Here is a 19390-nt window from a genome sequence, read left to right as displayed (position 1 = left end):
GCTCGCAGACTTTAGCCACAAACTCCAACGTCCATCCGTTACACTCTTCATAACTATTTCTTATGCTTGGTGATGTTATGGACGGACTGGATAAACTGCTTAAGCCAAAGTCGATCACTGTTATTGGTGCTTCAGACAGCCCCAACCGAGCCGGAAACATCATTATCAGAAACCTGCTATCCGGTAGTTTCCACGGGCCTATCATGCCGGTAACACCTAAATATGACTCTGTAGCTGGCGTTCTGGCCTACCCGACTATTGACTCCCTACCCCGTATACCCGATTTAGCAATTGTGTGTACCAATGCCCACCGTAATGTCGAAATTATCCGTCAACTGGGAGAAAAAGGAGTCAAAGCCGCGATAATCCTGGCATCAGGAATGAATGTAGATTTCAGTGACCGGGGTGAAACCGAAGAAGCCCATATGTATTCTGTTGCCCGCCAATATGGTATGCGTCTTGCCGGGCCGAATAGTATGGGAATTATCTTACCCTGGCTCAATTTGAATGCCTCGTTTTCACCGGTTCCGGCCAACAAAGGGAAAATTGCGTTTATCTCTCAGTCTGCCGCGGTCTGTACTACGATTCTGGACTGGGCCAGAAACAAAAGTATCGGCTTTTCAACTTTTCTTTCGCTTGGTGATGCCTGTGATATCAATTTTGCTGAACTACTCGACTATCTGTGCCGTGACAGCAAAACTGAAGCAATCTTGCTCTATATTGATTCAATTAAAGATGCCCGCCGTTTTATGTCTGCCGCCAGAGCCGCGGCACGCAATCGCCGTATTCTTGTATTAAAAAGCGGTCGAACCCTTGCAGGCAGTGCTGCAGCACATCTTCATACCGGTGGTGAAATCGGTTTGGATGCTGTTTACGACGCGGCCATACGCCGATCCGGTATGCTGCGGGTACATAACACCCATGAATTATTTGCTGCCGTTGAAACACTTGCCCATTCAGTACCTCTCCGGGGGGAAAGGTTAGCGATTCTGACTAATGGCGGAGGCCCGGCAGTAATGGCGGTTGATGCCTTGTCCGAACGCGGCGGCAAACTTGCAACCCTCAGTGAAGAGACTCTCGAAAAAATATCGGAGGTACTTCCTTCGTGCTGGTCCCATTCGAACCCTATCGACATTATTGGTGATGCCGATATCAATCGGTACGAAAAAGTTATTCAAATTCTGCTCGACAGTGATGATTTCGATGCCCTGCTTATTATGCACTCCCCATCGGCTATCGCACTGGGACATGAAACCGCGCGTCGTCTGATCGAATTGCTGAAATCCCACCCTAGAACCAAACGCTTTAATATTCTGAGTAACTGGTCCGGTGAAAACGAAGCCGCAGCTTCACGCCAGCTATTTACTGAAGCGGGTTTTCCGGCATATCGTACACCTGAAAGTGCAATATCCGCTTTCATGCATTTGGTGGAATACCGCCGCAACCAGAAGCAATTAATGGAAACACCGATCTCCTTTGGTGAAGTGCAGGCTAATCCGCGTCACGTTCATGATGTTTTGAATCACCTGATCGCGCAGAACCATACTCAGCTCAAAATCCATGAAGTCCGTCCAGTTCTGGAAAGTTACGGATTCAATACGTTGCCTACATGGATTGCATCAGACCCGGCGGAAGCCGCCCAAATCGCTGAACAAATCGGCTATCCGGTTGCCGTAAAATTACGTTCACCGGATATCCGCCATAAATCCGAAGTCCACGGTGTCATGCTTCACCTTCGAAATGCTGCTGAAGTGGCAAATAGTGCACAGGCCATTTTAGACCGGGTTTCATTAAACTATCCCGGCGCACAAATTGACGGCTTGTTGGTTCAACGAATGGCCAAACGTTCTGGAGCCCAGGAACTACGGATTTCAGTCCATCATGATCCGGTATTCGGTCCGGTGATCTTACTTGGTGAAGGAACGGGTGAATGGGATATTCACAAAGATGCCGCCGTAGCTATTCCACCACTCAATATGACATTGGCGCGCTATCTGGTAATCAATGCGATAAAAACCGGAAAAATTAAGCAACGGAGTCAGCCGGAGCAACTGGATATCCCTGCGTTGTCCAAGTTGCTAGTCAAAATCTCACAGCTTATCATCGACTGCCCTGAAATAATTGAGTTCGATATCCATCCGTTGCTGGCTGCTGGTGACGAGATGACGGTTATCGACGCGTCAATGACGATTAAACCTTTCGACGGCGATAAGCAAGTAAGATTAGCTATCCGCCCTTACCCCAAAGAACATGAAGAACAAGCGACACTTAAAAATGGAACTTCCATCCTGCTTCGCCCAATATTGCCTGAAGATGAACCCAAACATAAGGCCTTTATCTCCCAAGTTTCTGTCGATGACCTCTACAAACGTTTCTTCTCAGATGTCGGTGAATTAAACCATGAAGCCATGGCTAATCTGACACAAATTGATTATGACCGGGAAATGGCGTTTGTCGCGACACAGCAGATAACTAACGAAAAAGGTGAAAACGAAGAAGTAATCATCGGCGTCTGTCGGGCTTTATCCGACCCGGATAACATTGATGCCGAATTTGCGATTCTGGTTCGCTCAGATCTGAAAGGTGTTGGTTTGGGTAGCATCTTGATGGATAAAATTATTCGTTACTGTAAGCAGCGTGGGCTAGATCGGATAAGCGGAATGACCATGCCCTCAAACAGAGGAATGGTCATGCTGGCTCAAAAGATCGGCTTTGAAATTGATGTCCAAATGGAAGACGGCATTGTCGAAATGCTACTGCCACTAAAATAAGTAACAGTAAGCAGTATAAGCAATGGCTCATGTGCGCCGTTGCTTATTTATTGAAACTGTCTTTTCCACAAACTTTCAATATGCTGGATACACCAACTCTTAGCTTTACCCATACGGCTTCGATTCCAGGCCAGAACGATCTCCAGTTCATAGACAGGATCATCTCCGATCACCACCAGCTCACCATTTTTGATTGCTTCCTCTGCATAGCTGGCAGACATTGTAGCTATCCCCATACCTGCCTTAAGGGCCACCAGCTTGTCATACATCGAACTAACTGTCAGCAATGGCTGATCATCAAGGATATTGTGCGTCAAAGGAGGCAAGTTACGTGCGGTATCTGCAACTGCGATCCCCCTGTATTGTTGCCTGACAGAAGGTTCCAACGGATTTTTATGTTGGTGTATTGGATGATCTGGATGGGCTACCCAAACTGTATCCAGTTTACCTATAGGCTTAATTTTCACCTCTGGCGGCGCAACACTGGGAGCCGGAGCTATTAATATATCAGCCCTGTCCTGTGCTAGCGCCTCCCAACATCCCGCCAGGATCTCCTCCCGGAAGCGAACCCGGGTTTTACTCTGCTTGGAAAGCTCCTCCACCAGCGGCAGCAGGGAATCCAGCTTGACCAGCCCATCATAGGCTATCGTAATGTCCAGCTCCCAACCGTGGGCCAGTGCACTGGCATCAGCGATCATTTCATCAGCAGCACTTAGTAGCTGCCGACCTCTTTCCAATAATAGGTGTCCGGCCTTAGTAAATGCCGCTTTGTGTCCGGAGCGATCAAAGATCACCAGATCAAGATCCTGCTCAAGTTTCTGCACCTGATAACTCAGCGATGAAGGCGCACGGCCCAACTCTTCTGAAGCTGCGGCAAAACTTCCTCGGCGTTCGATTGCATCAAGTACCAATAACGCTTCAAAAGACAATAATTTATTCACATTCACTCCCGGCGGATTACTGTCATCCCTTTTGCTCTTTGTATCATAGGTTCATGTCCCATTCCCACGAAAAAGACAATGTAGTTCTTGCTAAAAAACATTAATTTTTATTTGATACATGCTATACACAAAACCAATAAATCAATCGTCGTCATGCTGAAAAAACATTTTTTACCGTTAGGGATTGTTACAACCCTCTCGTTGTTTGGGTTTAGGTCATTTGCTGAATCGTCTTCTGCAATACAAGTCAGTACCAAGCCAACAGTTGAATACCAATATTTACCAGCGAAAAATGCTGTAGATAAACAAGTATTGGACACTATCCAGTCATCAGATGCCGTTAATATAGTCCAAGACCTTAGCCAATCCGTTGTCGTTTTCTCGAAACCGGTTACGGTTGTTTTTGGAGCGCTGGACGGGCCTTTATATGATCCTGAGCAACATCAGATCCAGATCCCATACAGTTTTTTTAACCATGCGATTGAGCGCTTTAAATCCAATAACTATAAAAAATCAGGAATAAGTGAAGAACAAGCCGCTCTTGATACTCTGCTTCATACATTGCTTCATGAACTTGGCCATGCCTTCGTTGCCGACAATAACATTCCGGTGCTTGGTAAAGAAGAAGATGCCGTCGATAACTTTGCCACTGTATTACTGCTCAACTATATAGAAAGCGGCGATGAAGTCGCTATTAGCGCGGCAGATCTTTTCGCCTATGAAGACCAACAAATCGAAGCTTTCGATAGCCTGGATTTTATTGATGAACATAGCCTGGATATCCAGCGCTACTATTATACGCTGTGCCTTATTTACGGTAGCAATCCTGAGCAACACTCCCAGTTACTAGAAGATATCGAGAAAGACTTCAAAACTGAGCGGGAAGACGTTTGTGAGGAAGAGTTTGAGCGAGTCAGCCATAACTGGATGACTTATTTGAACAGCGAGAATATCTAGAGGCTCAAGAGAACGAGTTATTCACCAGGTAAAATTTCTATGCAAAATTAATTGTATTTACCCCGAGAATTTTCTCACTACAGTGATAGAGCATTCAAAAAAGTGAATAACCAAATTATTCTGGCTATTCACTTTCTATTACAGTCATCTTGATATTACTTAAAGGGTTTGCCGGCTAAGATTCACATCCCCGACACCAATATTGATATCAATAGTATGAGCACCGGTCCCTGAATACCTTAGCTCTTCTGAGACAACTGCGCGTTCTTTATGTAATTCGCCAGGCTCAAAGCCGCTCATCTGGATTTCACCCACTCCAACCTCAGCCAGAACAGAACGGTAATCGGTACTATCAACACTGATCCAAGCAGAACCAACGCCAATATCTGCAAATAGCGACTGACTAAATGAATCCACATTCAGATTACCTACACCAACACGGAAGCTCAGTGCCAATTCAGGTGGAACAATCAACGTCCATTTTTGGGAAACATCATCTTCATCAATTTTAAGAGAAGCGGTTTGCTCAGTAACATCTTCCGATACTTTTATCGTATCCAGATCAACGGAAAATAACGACCAACTGGATGAATCATCCTCAATTTTCACTTTATATGTAACAGCGTCACCATTGACTACCCTAACCTCAATTTTTCCAACAGGTACATCCAGAGCCAGTTGACTAAGCCGCTGATTGCCGTTTTGCTCTAATGCAATTTTTCCTGTTAATACACGGCTATCCTTCGCCGCTACCATATTGCTTATCATTAAAAATGAAATAATAACAACAAGTACGCCAATCCCTTTTTTCATATCCATGTTCCTTATATGAACCTAACTTAACACTAGGTTGAAAGCAGAGAGCATGCCAAACTTTTTTATTAACTTTCAATGCATTATATGGATATAACTATCACTTTTATTATATTTATTAGCTAAATTTGCCAGCAAATAGCAAAATTGACCACAGCGAAAAGTGGTAGTTACGTTGCATATTTAAAAGTGATTTAGAATAGGGATTTAATTGATCTGCATTAATATATCGCATATCGTTTTGCTCTAAAGTGGCCAGCAAGTGTCCGGGACGATATAAAATTGATTGTAAAATCAACGGTTAAGGATAAATCAAATATGGAACAACCATCACAATCGCTTTCGCAAAGCATCTCATACCTTAAGCATTGTTCATCACAATTGATGACAAACCGAGACTTATCAAACCTTAACGCATCAGCACAGCGTATCCATGAAATCGCTTCTATCGAATATCTAGAGTTGGAGCAAGCTTCCAAACAAGCGACCCGCATTCAAAAAGAACTCTTCCGCGCTGTTCATGCTCTTGAAAGTGATGATAAAGCTATTGTCAAAGATGCACTTCTCACTGCACTACAATGTTTAAACAACGAAGTGACGATTCCTCAACCAACAGACGAAGAATTACACGAAGCCAAGATTGCAAAAGTGGCTTGCGATCCAGCACTGGCTGGTTAACCATAAAGCTCAATAAGCATTCTAATAATAACGACTATATGTAGCCAACATGGAATCTCGCCGGGACCCTATCAGACGATCTTTCAAATAAACTGATAGCCAACCGGCTACTTTTTCCCGATATGCAGACACCTGAACGCCCTCAGTCGAGGGATTTTCTATATTATCTTTTCAGCTTCCCAATCAATCGTTTCCAGCCAAATGTGTATTTCAGGTTTATGCTTAAGATATGTACCCAAGTAGTATTGAGGTACTTATTCAGCACTGCGTTTTCATCTCTAAGGAGATTTTTATTAATCCATGAATGAAACTGAAAAACAGTTAAGTACAGCGGCAAAAGGAAAAAAACGCTACCGCAAGCTGCGCCTGTTCATTTATGGTCTGTGTATTCTACTTTGTATGCTGATAATTCCGGCAGTCATCATACCTCCATGGCTTGCATCCAAAGGGATTGAAATCAATGCGATATCCGGTATCAGCTTCAGTAAAGGACTGGTGATAGATGAACTTTCTATTGCGATTAATAAAAATGCCCTGACTTTTAAAAAGCTCTCTCTGGAACACTTTGTCGATGAAGATAGCGCTATTTCGAACTCATCATGGCGACTGTTTTCCCCAAAAACAGAAATCATACTCTCGCCGGCTGTATTCAATGCACTAAGACAACGAGGAATAAAACTCAGTGCTCTTTCCTTCTCTGATACAGCCTTTAATTTTACCGACCTTTCAGAACCTTATGTATTTAGCGCCCATACCAGTCAATTAAATGCCTCGCTCTTTGATAAGAACAACCATCCGATACTACAACAAATCAATGATATTAATCTGGTACTGACCACTCAGCCAACACTGGTTATCAGCGGCTTTGCCCGCCAAGCAGACCTAAGCTTGTTAATACCGCGAGATGAAGCTGAAAATCGCTATCCATTAAGTTTGGAAAGTGTCAATTTCTCGATTAGCTGGCAACCGGAGCGAACACCATTATCAGTTCACATTGAAAACCTGACTCCTAAATGGCCAACCACCACTGACGGATACAACCAGTCAGGGAGAAATATCGCACTGGAGCTCGACTTAAAGCATGCAGCAGACAGTATTAAACTGACTGCGGACCACCTTTGGGTCGACCAGCCGAGTCAGTTACCTGAGTTTATCGAGAAACCGGATAATTCAAACCAGGGGCTACATCTCGGGCGAGCCATCGGCCAACTATCAATGCTGCCGATCAGAAAACTGAAAATTGATGATTTCAGCTACGGAGAACTGATCATACATTCCTTGTTGGTGCTTGAGACACCACGAAAAAGAGAAAATAAACCGGACAAGCACGCAAAGCTCAAGCTAACAGGCAAAGCTCTGGGGCCAGAACCTTATGATATTGACATTCTATTGAAACACCGCAGTGAACAAGATGCCCATTTTTCCGGGAAAATATCAGGCCCCAAAGGCAATGATATACAGTGCAACGCAGACTTTTACTTTGCCAGCCCTTTGCCCCAATCGCTCTCTTGTAGTGTTACTTTCAACAATACCAAGGAGCTGACAGATAGGCTCAAATTTCATGGCATACCCAGCGCAGTGCTACATTCACCTCTTAAATTTACCGCTACCCAAACAGCACTGAAACAGAACACATCTCAACAAGCCACTGTCGATGCTCTTAGCCACTCCCGCTTAATCGATATTGCCGGGGCCGAATACCAAATAGCACTAACCTTACCAAACAAGGTTGATCTGGCTCTCAATCAATTTGCCTTTCATCACCCGATGCTTTCTCCCTCGGAACAGGAACAGGAACAGTTTCCTGTCTCAACACTAGCTTTCCAAACGGATGGTTCACTCAATCTCCGGGCTCAGTACCAAGATGGTACATTAAGGTTGAATCTGGCGGAGCCGACAGAACAAGTCATTATGACCAGCCCGCAACATAACAGTTTGTTATCTCTTCAACTCAAGCAGCTCACCTGTTCGTTGCAAATCGATCTGCCGACGATATCCGAGTCGTTACAATGTCACACCGATTCCTATTTTAAAGGTAAACTCAGCCAGCTATTTCCGGTTACTGAAGCAAAGCTGGAAACCATTTCGGCTTCCAGCGATATCGCATTACAGTGGTCAGCAAACGATCTTGCGGTGCAACTGAAGAATACGGAAATAACCCTCGACAAAGCTACCCTGTCACTTCATCCAGAACTCATAAACACAGAAATAACTGATCTTTCGCTTAATGTTGCATCCATTAAGCTAGCGCAAGTTGCCAATACCGATACGCCGGATAAGAAACGATTTCAGCTTTTGCCCGAAAGTGCAATTATCCTTAGCGGTGATATCTATGGTGAAAAGGTAATCATGGACGAGACATTATCTTCCACGGAACGCAAGACACTTCTGCATAAAAAAAACAGATTACCTGTCCAGAAATACAGTGCCAATGTCGAACTCAAATTAACCAATACCAGTTTGTTTCAGGCAAGCGAACAGCTAGAAATTGATACCCATTACCAAATCAGTTTGAACCTTAAGCAAAATAACCAGCGTTTACCATCACTCGGTAGTAACGGAAAATTCAGCCTGTCACCTAATATGCTCAGAGTTTCTGGTGAATTAAAGAATATAAAGCAAGCTCGGCTCATTCAGTTCACTGTTTCCTCAAATATGCGACAACAAAAAACCAGAATACAGTTACACCGAAATGACATTAGCTTTAATCCAAAACGTACTTTGCAAAAACACTATTTACCCCACTTACCGGTAGATTATGATTTAAATAATGGCAAGCTCAGTTTTGATGCCGATCTTATTATTAAGCAAGACACACTTACCGGAGAATTCAGCATTTTTGCCGATGCTTTAAGCGGTAATGCTCATGATTTTCATTTCGCCGATCTTAATGCTTCAGTTACTGCCGGTATTACTCCTCACGGTATTCGCTCCAAACATCCGATTGGTATTCATATCGGTCTTTTGCATGCAGGCGTATTACTGGAAAACATCTTTGCTTTAATTGAGTTCGATTCTGAAAAGAACCACTATGCGCTTCATCGTGCTAGTGCGTATACTCTCGGTGGTTCTATCAGCACTCACGGAGTAACCAGCAGCCAATTAGCAAACATTCCTTACATTCCTATTCTTGTTCATCATCTTGATTTGGAAAAACTGATACAAGCTATTGAACCAGAGGATATTGAGCTAACCGGCGTGCTGGACGGACGCTTCCCAATATCAATTCATGACGGTATGCCTGTGATAAAAAACGGGGCTTTACACTCCCGCTATCCCGGAGGCATCCTAAGATACAAAGAAGGGTCAGCGATTGATCAGAACATCGAAGCTGCTGATGAAAATAGCCTGTTGGTGATCAGTAAGATTCTCAAAAATTATAAATACGACTCGCTGGCTGTTGATATAGACTATTCTAAAGAAGGACAATTAAATGCCAGTTCAAGGTTTAAGGGCCATAATCCAGATTTTCAAAATGGTCGCCCTGTGAATGTAAACCTGAACATAGAAGACGATATACCAGCGCTAATAAAGACATTAAATGTCATTAATTCATCTAAGCTGGAGAGTCTGTTTTTAAAGCAGCTTGGTTTAAACGAGTAGCAATATTGCGCTTTTACAGATGATGACTTACAAAGGTCGTAGTCCATGGATATTCAGCTTAAACTTTCCTGCCTCGTCACGCTTTTCGTACTAACTACAACGCTCAGTGTTATTGGTACTGCTGGCTGTACGCCAACGGTACAAGTCTCACCATCAGACAAACCCATTGAAGTAAACCTCAATGTTAAGATCGAACACGAAATTCGAATAAAAGTTGACAAGGAAATTGATGACTTATTCAGTGATGAAGATGTATTCTGATACGGCAAGGAGATTGCCATGAAGAATTTTCTAGTCTTATTATTTGCTATTTTCATATCAGCCAATGCATTTGCGTTGGATTTACAACAAGCCAAAAACCAGGGCTTGATCGGTGAAGCTAACACTGGTTACGTTGCGGCGGTGACTTCTACCCCCTCATCAGCGGTGCGGCAGCTTATCTCAAGCGTTAACGCCCTTCGCAAGGAGCGCTATAAAAAAATTGCCGTCTCCCACGGCTTAACTACCGCTGAAGTAGGACGTCTGGCATACAAGAAAGCGATAGAAAAAACCGAACCCGGCCATTACTTCCAGAATGCTGCCGGCAAATGGATTCAGAAACAATCCCCCTAATGTTAAGTTTTACTTAACCCATCCATCAGTTTATTTAACTCTATCTAACCTGATTTTCCTCGTATACTCGCGTCATTCTTAATTTTCTATTAATGACTCACTAATGCTGTCGCTTTCCAACACCGTTAAGAAATGCCAGACATCCGATTACTTCTTCTTTATCATCGCTCTTGTCTGCCTACTTCCATTTATTAGTTCACCCGTCGCCCTAATCCTCGGTTTCACCCTTGCCAGTGTTGGCTTAGTGCCAACTCAATTTAACCTGGCAGCACTAACTAAAAAGCTGCTTTCCTACTCAATTATCGGATTAGGGTTCGGTATCCACCTGGATCAGGCAATTGAAGCCAGCAAGCAAGGATTAGGACTTATCATCGCTTCTATCTTCTTTACTCTAATACTTGGCTACTTACTGACTAAGCTCCTACGTATCGAACAGAAAACCGGCCACCTGATTGCTTCCGGTACCGCGATTTGTGGTGGTAGCGCTATCGCCGCAGTAGCTCCTGCAATTAATGCCAGGGACGATCAAACCTCACTCGCTCTAGCGACAGTATTTGTTCTTAATTCTGTCGCGCTTTTTGTCTTTCCTGCTATCGGTCACTTGCTTGACATGAGTCAGCATGCATTCGGTACTTGGGCAGCCATTGCCATCCATGACACTTCTTCCGTTGTCGGTGCCGCTAGTGCTTATGGTGATGAAGCTCTGAAAACAGCAACCACACTGAAACTGGCCCGCGCGCTCTGGATTATTCCTGTCGCTTTTATCAGCTCACTGATGTTCAAGGGAGACAGTAAAAAAATTGGAATTCCGTTCTTCATTGTTTTCTATTGCGTAGCAATCCTGTTTGCTCACTTTGTGCCTAACTTACAGCCGATTTATGATCAGGTGTTTTTTATGTCTAAGCGGGTACTCGTTGTCTGCCTGTTCTTGATAGGTTCAGGAATCACAGTCAACAAACTGCGCTCTTCCGGACTACAGCCGTTGCTGCTTGGTATTTTACTTTGGCTAAGCATTGGGATCGGATCGCTCACTTATATTCAACTTTTTTAATTTAAATTTTCAATCCCCCCTAAATAGAAAAAGCCTGATTCGTCTGTGACCAATCAGGCTTTTAAATAATGCCGTTAACTTTTATCTAACACAGTTAAATCAATATTCATTCTTGTTTGAGCAGAGACCTTTTGATAACGGCATACGTCAGCAGCAAAAACGCCGCCAAATCCAACAAGGCGCTGATGAGACCGGACGCCATCAACGACATCCCAACCAAAATGAGGACTCCTCCAACCCATTTAATCATTAACTGCTCTTTCCTTCGCTGATGTAACTAATAAAACTCATTATCGGAAAGCACAGCAATCAAAGAAAAATACCCTTTATCTCTATGAAATACCTTGCGGTTATAACCAAAATGCAGTTATGTGATATTTATTATGATAAATGGTTCTAATTTCTGCGAATGTTCGGTTAACGATCTTCTTATCTCATTAAACTATTTAGCATTTAGCGACCTGCAACTCATTCAGCCTGGTTGTCCAGCGATTCGAGCGAAATGCCTGTCGCATATGCCAGTTTGTTGAACTAATCACAGAGGCGGGTTTAATGCCATTTTTAAAACGTGCATTCATCTGATCAGTAATTGCCATCAGCTCCCGTCGCTTCATCTCTTTCAGCGCGCTAGTATCAAACATATCGAACTGAAAATGGTCATTTACAGCATCGGTCAGCTCATCCAGGATCACGCCAATTTTCTGATATTCGAACCCAGGTCGATAAATCACATTTAGCTGCTCCAGAGCTGAAGTCAAAAATTGATAGGAATCCTGACTCGGGCACATCAGAGTTCTGACACTGCTTTTGTTATGCTGCGGTAGTTCCTTATAACGGTTTGTACGCAGAAATACTCCGACAACCCCCGCCTGACTTCCCTGACGACGTAACTTTTCCCCCGCTCGCTGGCAATGAAAAGCCAGTGCAGCCTTAAGATCATCCAGCTCACTGATCCCGACACCAAAACTTCGACTGGACAAAATTTGTTTACGCTTTTCATCAACATCCCCCGGTGAAATACAGGCAACCCCTTGCAATTCGAGCACAGTTCTAGCCAGACCGACATTCCATATCCGTCGCATATCAGCCGAATTTTTATCAGCCAGCTCTAAAGCATTACTGATCCCCGCCGTGCGCAGTCGGGTCGCGGTTTTGGCTCCAATCCCCCAGATATCCTGAATATCCGTTCGCTCCAGTAACCAACGGCGTTTATGATCGGTATCTATCTCGATAACACCACCAACCCTTTTTTCATATCGCTTCACAGCCTGGTTACCTAGTTTGGCCAACGTCGGGGTTGATCCAATTCCGACACGAACCGGTAACCCAATATGACGCTCTATGGTGTCTCGGATTTCATGGCCATAACCAGTCAGTTCTTTATGGCTGAAACCATCCAGGCGCACAAACGCCTCGTCGATAGAGTACTGTTCAACATGGGGAGAAAACCGATAAAGCTCTTCAATAAAACGCCGGCTCATATCGGCATACAAAGTATAATTAGAACTTCTGACCGCCACTCCTAACTTCTTAGCTTCGCGCTCCACTTTAAACCAAGGCGCGCCTCGCTGGATTCCCAATGCTTTGGCCTGCTCGGACAAAGCTACACAGCAACCGTCATTATTCGAAAGCACGACAACCGGTTTATTAACCAATGACGGTTCAAACAACTGCTCACAACTACTGTAAAAACTTTTGGCATCGACTAATGCCCATACCTGATCCCGGTTACCTTCAAGCGCTTTGCTCACTGTCTTCTGCCTACTAGCTCAATAAATCATGAATATTCCGAATTACCACACCAAAGATTTCAGAGTCTTCCGGCATCGGAAACGGTTTAAAGCCAGGGTTTTCCGCCTTTAACCACCAGGCATCGTTATGCCGCACCAAGCGTTTGCAAGTGAATTCATCATAGATCCGTGCCACAACAATTCGCCCCGGCACAATAGGCTCAGCCCGATCAACAACCAACAAGTCACCATCAAAAATACCGACTCCAACCATAGATTCACCAGAAGCTCGCAATAAAAAAGTCGCATTCGGATTTCGGATCAGGAAATCATCCAGATCCAGCTCCTCTTGGTGTCCGTCAGCCGGAGACGGGAAGCCGCATTTAATCGATTCAATAAATACAGGTAAGACCGCCATATATCACTCACAATAAATACTGTATACATATACATGTACATACTACTCAAGAAGAGATAAAATAGTCACTATCACTATGTGTATTTTCTATATAAATGCACAGTATTTAGACAAGCTTCAGGAAATGATGGTATTTCGTACTAATAACGATGCAAAAAGCAGCAAACAACTTCTATTATTTAGTTTTATGCATCATTTATCTGTCAGCTTGTTAGACTTGCTACATAAGCACTATTCCTAGTCAATATGGGATCGTATAGGGAGACATTGGATGCATAAGATTTATGCCTTAATCGCGCTGTTATTTCTTGCCGGCTGTTCAACAACAGAAACTACACATACCAACAGCCAGTGTGTCGGCGCAATGACCACCCAGGAAGCCTATGGACACCTTGACCCGAACCGCTTCACAATTCAGGTTCTGGCATTGAGCAAAGAGCGAGACGTTCGCGACTATGTCCGTGAAATCAAAGGGCAAGCCCCAATTTGGGTGAACTGGAAACATAGCCTTGGCAACCGCTGGTATGCCGTTATCTATGGCGACTTTGCTACCAAAGCTGAAGCTAAGCGAGCTATCGACAGACTTCCAGCACGTATTCGCAAGCAAGGACCATTTGTCCGTAGTTTTGCCGAAGTACAAAACGACAAACAAACAGATGTTTTCCGTATGCGCTAACACTTTTGTATGGACTAAAATCTGACGGAAAATAAAGATCAAAAAAGCCGGAGTTATCTCCGGCTTTTTCATATCACCATTCTATGAATACCAATCAAAGTTACATCAACAAAGCAGAATCCTGCGAGTCTTCCGGTTGATTTGTTTGTTCGGCAAACTGGTTTTTGAGCTTAGCCAAGTGCCTGAACAATAAAATCACTAACATCACACCGGTTGCGGCCAAACCTATTCCAAGCCCCGCCCAGACACCTTTAAGGCCCATCAGTTTCATCAACACCCAGGCAGAAGGTAAACCAATTAACCAATAGCCAATCACAGTCGAGAGCGTTGGCGCTATTACCACTTTCATACCGCGTAGAATACTGATCGCTGCCAACTGCCATGCATCAACAACAAAGCACATTGCCACAATAATCATAACTCCGGGTAAAGCTGCAACCAACTCAGAGGCAAGCACATCACCTTCCACACTGAATACTGTGGTCAGAAATTCCGGCCAAACACTCACTAGTAAGCCGATCACCGCACTGGTTGACGTCACCGTCACCAGCCCCAGCATCGCATAACGACGGACTAAATCTGGCTCTTTACTGCCGACATGCTGACTGACTAAAATCGAGGCTGCCTGAGAAAAACCAAACGCGATGTTCCATGAGAAGTTAAGGCATTGCAACGCAATCTGATGGATAGCCAACGATACCGCACCTAATGTTCCGGCCAGCAATGCCGCCCCTGAAATCAGCGCGTACTCAAGCAAAGTAGCAATCATGATTGGCACACCGATCTTCAGCAACGGAATCATGGCACTGAACCGATATTCTTCTAGCTTTTCAAAAGGATCGTATTTACTATATTTTGCGTGGTTAAAAACCCAGTAACCATAACCCAGCATCACTAGGAAAGCTGCCAGTGCTGTACCATAGCCAAGGCCAGCCAGTCCCATATCCCACTTAAAAGCAAACAGGTAGCTCAGCGGTACATTCAACACAATTGTCGCAATCGACATAATCATTACAGAACGGGTATCGCCAAAGGCGCTGACAAGACTTCGTAATACCAACAACATCAAAGTCGGAAACATTGACCATTTCAGTGCATCAAGATAATCAATAGCCAGAACCACCGCCTGCGGTTCCTGATCGGCTACCAGCAAAAGATCATGCATCATCAAAAAGATAGGCTGAACTAATAAAGTCAGGATAACAGCAAGTAAAATACCGCCTTTCAGCGATGAGCGGATTTCGGCATCCCCGCGTTCAGGATTGGTAATACGTTTCCCGAAAGCAATCGCAATCAAGTTCGCGACACAACCGACAGTACTGCCTGCAATAATAAAAATAATCGAATAAACCGCAGCACCTAAACCACCTCCGGCAATGGCCAAAATACTAAGTTGGGCCATCATCCAGACATCAGTAAAAACCAGTAATTGCGCAACCAGCTGCGAAATAATCAGCGGAACAGCCAGGCTGATCAATTTTTTCATAAACTCCCCTCTTGTTATGAGGGTAATTTATGAGTTATCACGTTGAACTTCAAACAACTTTTAATACGTTTTGACTTTTTTGTCATACAAGGGGAATTAAATTCAATTTCTTCCCTGCTTTTACTGGTAATTCACCGAATAATAAGCCTCAATTAAGTCACAGCGACTCAATCAACTCAGGAAGAAGTTCGAACAAATCTCCCACCAGCCCATAATCAGCAATTTGAAAAATAGGCGCGTCCGGATCACTGTTGATCACTACGATTACTTTTGAGTCTTTCATTCCAGCCAGATGCTGGATAGCCCCCGAAATACCTATAGCAATATAAAGCTCAGGCGCGACAACCTTACCCGTCTGGCCGACCTGCAAATCATTGGAAACAAATCCAGCATCGACGGCTGCCCGCGATGCGCCAATAGCCCCACCGAGTTTATCAGCAAGTGTTTCTACCATAGCAAAGCCTTCCTTGCTGCCAAGCCCGCGGCCTCCGGACACTACAACCCGCGCAACTGCCAGCTCAGGCCTTTCACTTTCTGGTATCTGCTGGCTGACAAACTCCGACAGATCCGACGGGATCACCTTATCCAGTTCGATAATTTCAACCTGCTTGTCTCCGGCCTGTGCAGCATCAAAAGCGGCGCTACGAATGGTGATCACCTTTATCGGATCCTCTGACTTCACCTGCGCCAATGCATTTCCCGCATAGATCGGCCTGATAACAGTATCCGGACTCTGAATCTCAATCACATCTGATAACTGCCCAACATCCAACAACGCCGCAACTCGGGGCATCAGGTTCTTACCGAATGTGGTGGCAGCCGCCAGAATATGGCTGTAAGAAGCTGCACTTTCCACAACCAGCTCAGCCATGTTTTCTACCAATTGATGTTCATAAACCAGCTCATCTGCCAACAAAACTTTATCAACACCTTTTATCCGGCTCAGCTCATCAGCTACGACACGACAGTTCATTCCAACGATCAGAACAGCCACGGTTGAATCAATCGACAGCCCCGCCTGAATCGTCTTTAACGTCTCCTGAGCTACAACCTGATTATTGTGCTCTGCAATAATTAACGTCGCCATCAGATCACCTTTGCTTCGTTTTTCAGCTTATCAACCAACTCAGCAACCGAGCCGACCCGCATTCCCGCCTGACGCTGAGGTGGTGGCGTTATCATCAGTATTTGCTGGCGATGACTAATCCCGACACCCAGCTCATCAGGGGTGATAACCTGCATCGATTTCTTCTTGGCTTTCATGATGTTAGGCAAAGAGGCATAGCGAGGCTCATTGAGGCGTAAATCTGTGCTGATTATGGCAGGAAGTGTCAGTTTTAACGTCTCCAGACCGCCATCAACCTCACGGATTACCGTGACACCGTCACCTTCAATACTGAGCTTTGACGCAAATGTACCCTGCGAACACCGGGTAAGCGCAGCTAACATTTGGGCAACCTGATTATTATCAGAATCAATGGATTGCTTACCGAGAAGGACCAGTGATGGCTGTTCCTGTTTCATCACAGCACGAAGCAATTTTGCAACAGTCAGCGGTTCAAGGTGGGACTCTGTATCTATGTGAATGGCTCTGTCTGCTCCCAAAGCCAGCGCTGTTCTCAATTGCTCCTGACAGCTTGTCTCTCCAGCAGAAAGGACAATAACTTCGTCTGCATAACCGGTTTCTTTCAGCCGAACAGCTTCTTCAACCGCGATTTCACAAAAAGGGTTCATGGCCATTTTGACATTGTTGGTTTCAACGCCCGAACCATCACTTTTTACGCGGATTTTGACATAAGGATCGATGACCCGTTTTATAGCTACCAATACTTTCACAATGCATTCCTTTTTAAACAGAGATGCAGCCCGGGCAACTACACTTTGTAGCCTAGTTGAATTTACGTTTACGTCAACTGGACTATATTTAGCTGTATCTGTCATGACTCGATAATTGTTTTCGGGAAGGTAGGCATGGAAAGAGAAAGCATGGAGTTTGATGTGGTGATCGTGGGTGCCGGTCCTGCGGGGCTCTCTGCAGCGTGTCGGCTCATGCAATTGGCTCAGGAGCAGAACCAGACCTTGTCTGTTTGTGTGGTCGAAAAAGGGGCTCAGGTCGGAGCGCATATTTTATCCGGCGCCCTCTTCGAGCATCGTTCGCTGGATGAGCTGTTTCCAGACTGGGAAAGACTGAACGCTCCGCTCCATACCGCAGTATCAGAAGAAAAGTTCTGCATGCTGACCAATCAGAGTAACTATCTGAATATTCCCGAAGAAATCACGCCAAAACCGATGCTGAATGACGGTAATTTTGTTATCAGCCTTGGAAATTTCTGCCGCTGGCTTGGCGAGCAGGCCGAAGAGCTGGGAGTGGAAATATTCCCCGGCTTTGCCGCCGCTGAAATCCTTTATACCAAACAGGGGGCTGTCGCCGGGATCGCTACCGCTGATATGGGACTCGACAAAGACGGCAACCCGAAAAGCAACTATGAACCCGGTATCGACCTTAAAGCAAAATACACCATTTTTGCCGAAGGTGCCCGTGGCCATCTGGGCAAACAGCTTATCGGGAGATTCCAGCTTGATCATGATAAAGATCCCCAGCACTACGCTCTCGGAATCAAAGAGTTGTGGGAAGTCCCGCCGGATCAACACAAGTCCGGCTATGTTATTCACGGTATCGGCTGGCCATTGAGCCAGTCAGATACAACTGGCGGCAGTTTTCTGTATCACCTTGAGAACAACCAGGTCGCAGTCGGACTGATTGTCGACCTCAGTTATCACAATCCATATCTCAGCCCTTTTGATGAATTTCAGCGTATGAAGCACCACCCGCTCTACCAGCAATATCTTCAGGGCGGACACCGAATTTCTTATGGTGCCAGAGCGATAACCAAAGGCGGATACTCCTCTTTGCCCCGACAGCAATTCCCGGGCGGCGTTTTAGCCGGATGCGATGCCGGAACACTCAATTTTGCCAAAATCAAAGGCAGCCATACCGCAATGAAATCCGGCATGCTGGCCGCCGAAGCGGTTTTTGAAGAAATCAAACAGGGATTTCATCAGACCATACCCGGCTATGAGCGTCTTTATGCAGAATCATGGCTCTATGATGAACTGTATGATTCCCGGAATTTCGGCTCACAAATTCATAAATTCGGTAACTTGATTGGCGGCGCACTGGCCTCTCTCGAACATAACCTGTTCAACCATCATGTACACTGGACAGTCAAAGACAAAAAAGCAGATCATGAATGCTTAAAGCCAGTTGAGAAATGTAAGCCAATCCCCTATCCCAAGCCTGACGGCCAACTGAGCTTCGATAGAGCATCGTCTATTTACCTGTCTGCTACTCAGCATGAGGAAAACCAGCCCTGCCACCTGAAACTCAAAGATCCGGCTGTACCAATTGCTTCTCACTTACCGCTATACGACGAGCCAAGCCAGAGATACTGCCCGGCAGGTGTGTATGAAATCGTCACCATTGATGAACAGCATATATTTCAAATCAATGCCAGTAACTGCATCCATTGCAAGGCATGTGACATCAAAGATCCGTCGCAGAACATCGAATGGGTGCCGCCAGAAGGTGGCGGCGGGCCGAACTATCCGAATATGTAACTATACCAAACTGAATATCATAAAAAACGCCACCGC

The 19390-nt window shown here is 44.9% G+C and carries 17 protein-coding genes; 9 read left to right on the top strand and 8 right to left on the bottom strand.

Annotated features, from left to right (window positions below; translation table 11 throughout):
- Window positions 1–77 precede the first annotated feature (77 nt).
- Window positions 78–2771, top strand: a complete 2694-nt coding sequence (locus Q0852_RS01750) for a bifunctional acetate--CoA ligase family protein/GNAT family N-acetyltransferase (protein ID WP_299013240.1) — start codon at window positions 78–80, stop codon at window positions 2769–2771.
- A gap of 47 nt (window positions 2772–2818) precedes the next feature.
- Here Q0852_RS01750 and Q0852_RS01745 read toward each other — a convergent pair whose 3' ends face one another.
- Entirely contained in the window at window positions 2819–3712 is an 894-nt protein-coding gene (locus Q0852_RS01745; RefSeq protein ID WP_299013239.1) for a LysR family transcriptional regulator, read from the bottom strand.
- 153 nt (window positions 3713–3865) lie between these two features.
- Between Q0852_RS01745 and Q0852_RS01740 the strand changes: the two genes are divergently transcribed.
- A complete protein-coding gene (locus Q0852_RS01740; RefSeq protein ID WP_299013238.1) occupies window positions 3866–4669 on the top strand; it encodes a DUF4344 domain-containing metallopeptidase in 804 nt (267 codons plus the stop codon).
- Between the two features lie 159 nt (window positions 4670–4828).
- Here Q0852_RS01740 and Q0852_RS01735 read toward each other — a convergent pair whose 3' ends face one another.
- Window positions 4829–5482 (bottom strand): hypothetical protein, encoded by a 654-nt coding sequence (locus Q0852_RS01735; RefSeq protein ID WP_299013237.1) that lies wholly within the window; start codon window positions 5480–5482, stop codon window positions 4829–4831.
- A gap of 318 nt (window positions 5483–5800) precedes the next feature.
- Between Q0852_RS01735 and Q0852_RS01730 the strand changes: the two genes are divergently transcribed.
- The 5 genes from Q0852_RS01730 to Q0852_RS01710 all read left to right on the top strand — a co-directional run bounded on the left by Q0852_RS01730 (window position 5801) and on the right by Q0852_RS01710 (window position 11426).
- Entirely contained in the window at window positions 5801–6160 is a 360-nt protein-coding gene (locus tag Q0852_RS01730) for a hypothetical protein (protein WP_299013235.1), read from the top strand.
- A 300-nt stretch (window positions 6161–6460) separates the two neighbouring features.
- Window positions 6461–9763, top strand: a complete 3303-nt coding sequence (locus Q0852_RS01725; protein ID WP_299013234.1) for a YdbH domain-containing protein — start codon at window positions 6461–6463, stop codon at window positions 9761–9763.
- Window positions 9764–9808: 45 nt separating this feature from the next.
- Complete coding sequence (locus tag Q0852_RS01720) at window positions 9809–10024, top strand: YnbE family lipoprotein (RefSeq protein ID WP_299013233.1); 216 nt, start codon at window positions 9809–9811, stop codon at window positions 10022–10024.
- A gap of 18 nt (window positions 10025–10042) precedes the next feature.
- Window positions 10043–10375: a YdbL family protein gene (locus Q0852_RS01715; RefSeq protein ID WP_299013232.1), complete on the top strand. Its 333-nt coding sequence runs from the start codon at window positions 10043–10045 to the stop codon at window positions 10373–10375.
- A 103-nt stretch (window positions 10376–10478) separates the two neighbouring features.
- Window positions 10479–11426, top strand: a complete 948-nt coding sequence (locus tag Q0852_RS01710) for a putative sulfate exporter family transporter (RefSeq protein ID WP_299013230.1) — start codon at window positions 10479–10481, stop codon at window positions 11424–11426.
- A 106-nt stretch (window positions 11427–11532) separates the two neighbouring features.
- On the opposite strand, the gene Q0852_RS01705 is transcribed toward Q0852_RS01710, so the two are convergent.
- The 3 genes from Q0852_RS01705 to Q0852_RS01695 form a co-directional block, all read right to left on the bottom strand.
- Window positions 11533–11676 carry a hypothetical protein gene (locus Q0852_RS01705; RefSeq protein WP_299013229.1) on the bottom strand — a complete coding sequence of 48 codons (144 nt, stop codon included), beginning with the start codon at window positions 11674–11676 and terminating at the stop codon, window positions 11533–11535.
- A 196-nt stretch (window positions 11677–11872) separates the two neighbouring features.
- Window positions 11873–13177, bottom strand: a complete 1305-nt coding sequence (locus tag Q0852_RS01700) for a Y-family DNA polymerase (protein WP_299013228.1) — start codon at window positions 13175–13177, stop codon at window positions 11873–11875.
- A gap of 13 nt (window positions 13178–13190) precedes the next feature.
- Window positions 13191–13574: a LexA family transcriptional regulator gene (locus tag Q0852_RS01695; RefSeq protein WP_299013227.1), complete on the bottom strand. Its 384-nt coding sequence runs from the start codon at window positions 13572–13574 to the stop codon at window positions 13191–13193.
- Window positions 13575–13845: 271 nt separating this feature from the next.
- Between Q0852_RS01695 and Q0852_RS01690 the strand changes: the two genes are divergently transcribed.
- Window positions 13846–14250 carry an SPOR domain-containing protein gene (locus Q0852_RS01690; protein ID WP_299013226.1) on the top strand — a complete coding sequence of 135 codons (405 nt, stop codon included), beginning with the start codon at window positions 13846–13848 and terminating at the stop codon, window positions 14248–14250.
- Window positions 14251–14350: 100 nt separating this feature from the next.
- Here the strand turns inward: Q0852_RS01690 and Q0852_RS01685 are convergent, their stop codons facing one another.
- From Q0852_RS01685 to Q0852_RS01675, 3 genes are all read right to left on the bottom strand, one after another.
- Window positions 14351–15736, bottom strand: a complete 1386-nt coding sequence (locus Q0852_RS01685) for an MATE family efflux transporter (RefSeq protein ID WP_299013225.1) — start codon at window positions 15734–15736, stop codon at window positions 14351–14353.
- Between the two features lie 157 nt (window positions 15737–15893).
- Window positions 15894–16823, bottom strand: a complete 930-nt coding sequence (locus Q0852_RS01680) for an FAD-binding protein (protein ID WP_299013224.1) — start codon at window positions 16821–16823, stop codon at window positions 15894–15896.
- Entirely contained in the window at window positions 16823–17572 is a 750-nt protein-coding gene (locus Q0852_RS01675; protein WP_299013223.1) for an electron transfer flavoprotein subunit beta/FixA family protein, read from the bottom strand. The genes Q0852_RS01680 and Q0852_RS01675 overlap by 1 nt, the downstream gene beginning before the upstream one ends.
- Window positions 17573–17707: 135 nt before the next feature.
- Here Q0852_RS01675 and Q0852_RS01670 point away from each other — a divergent pair, with 135 nt between their 5' ends.
- Window positions 17708–19354, top strand: a complete 1647-nt coding sequence (locus Q0852_RS01670) for an electron transfer flavoprotein-ubiquinone oxidoreductase (protein ID WP_299013222.1) — start codon at window positions 17708–17710, stop codon at window positions 19352–19354.
- The last annotated feature ends 36 nt before the right edge of the window (window positions 19355–19390 follow it).

Origin of the sequence: uncultured Photobacterium sp. (assembly GCF_947502415.1) — a bacterium.
Taxonomy (GTDB): Bacteria; Pseudomonadota; Gammaproteobacteria; order Enterobacterales; family Vibrionaceae; genus Photobacterium.
Note: the sequence above shows the minus strand (reverse complement) of the source record. Positions and strands in the feature narration are given on the sequence as shown.

Bases quoted from the DNA above. Each gene is read 5' to 3' on its own strand.
- Q0852_RS01750 (WP_299013240.1), top strand. From the start codon at position 78: ATGGACGGACTGGATAAACTGCTTAAGCCAAAGTCGATCACTGTTATT.
- Q0852_RS01740 (WP_299013238.1), top strand. From the start codon at position 3,866: ATGCTGAAAAAACATTTTTTACCGTTAGGGATTGTTACAACCCTCTCG.
- Q0852_RS01735 (WP_299013237.1), bottom strand. From the start codon at position 5,482: ATGAAAAAAGGGATTGGCGTACTTGTTGTTATTATTTCATTTTTAATG.
- Q0852_RS01730 (WP_299013235.1), top strand. From the start codon at position 5,801: ATGGAACAACCATCACAATCGCTTTCGCAAAGCATCTCATACCTTAAG.
- Q0852_RS01725 (WP_299013234.1), top strand. From the start codon at position 6,461: ATGAATGAAACTGAAAAACAGTTAAGTACAGCGGCAAAAGGAAAAAAA.
- Q0852_RS01720 (WP_299013233.1), top strand. From the start codon at position 9,809: ATGGATATTCAGCTTAAACTTTCCTGCCTCGTCACGCTTTTCGTACTA.
- Q0852_RS01715 (WP_299013232.1), top strand. From the start codon at position 10,043: ATGAAGAATTTTCTAGTCTTATTATTTGCTATTTTCATATCAGCCAAT.
- Q0852_RS01710 (WP_299013230.1), top strand. From the start codon at position 10,479: ATGCTGTCGCTTTCCAACACCGTTAAGAAATGCCAGACATCCGATTAC.
- Q0852_RS01705 (WP_299013229.1), bottom strand. From the start codon at position 11,676: ATGATTAAATGGGTTGGAGGAGTCCTCATTTTGGTTGGGATGTCGTTG.
- Q0852_RS01695 (WP_299013227.1), bottom strand. From the start codon at position 13,574: ATGGCGGTCTTACCTGTATTTATTGAATCGATTAAATGCGGCTTCCCG.
- Q0852_RS01690 (WP_299013226.1), top strand. From the start codon at position 13,846: ATGCATAAGATTTATGCCTTAATCGCGCTGTTATTTCTTGCCGGCTGT.
- Q0852_RS01685 (WP_299013225.1), bottom strand. From the start codon at position 15,736: ATGAAAAAATTGATCAGCCTGGCTGTTCCGCTGATTATTTCGCAGCTG.
- Q0852_RS01680 (WP_299013224.1), bottom strand. From the start codon at position 16,823: ATGGCGACGTTAATTATTGCAGAGCACAATAATCAGGTTGTAGCTCAG.
- Q0852_RS01670 (WP_299013222.1), top strand. From the start codon at position 17,708: ATGGAAAGAGAAAGCATGGAGTTTGATGTGGTGATCGTGGGTGCCGGT.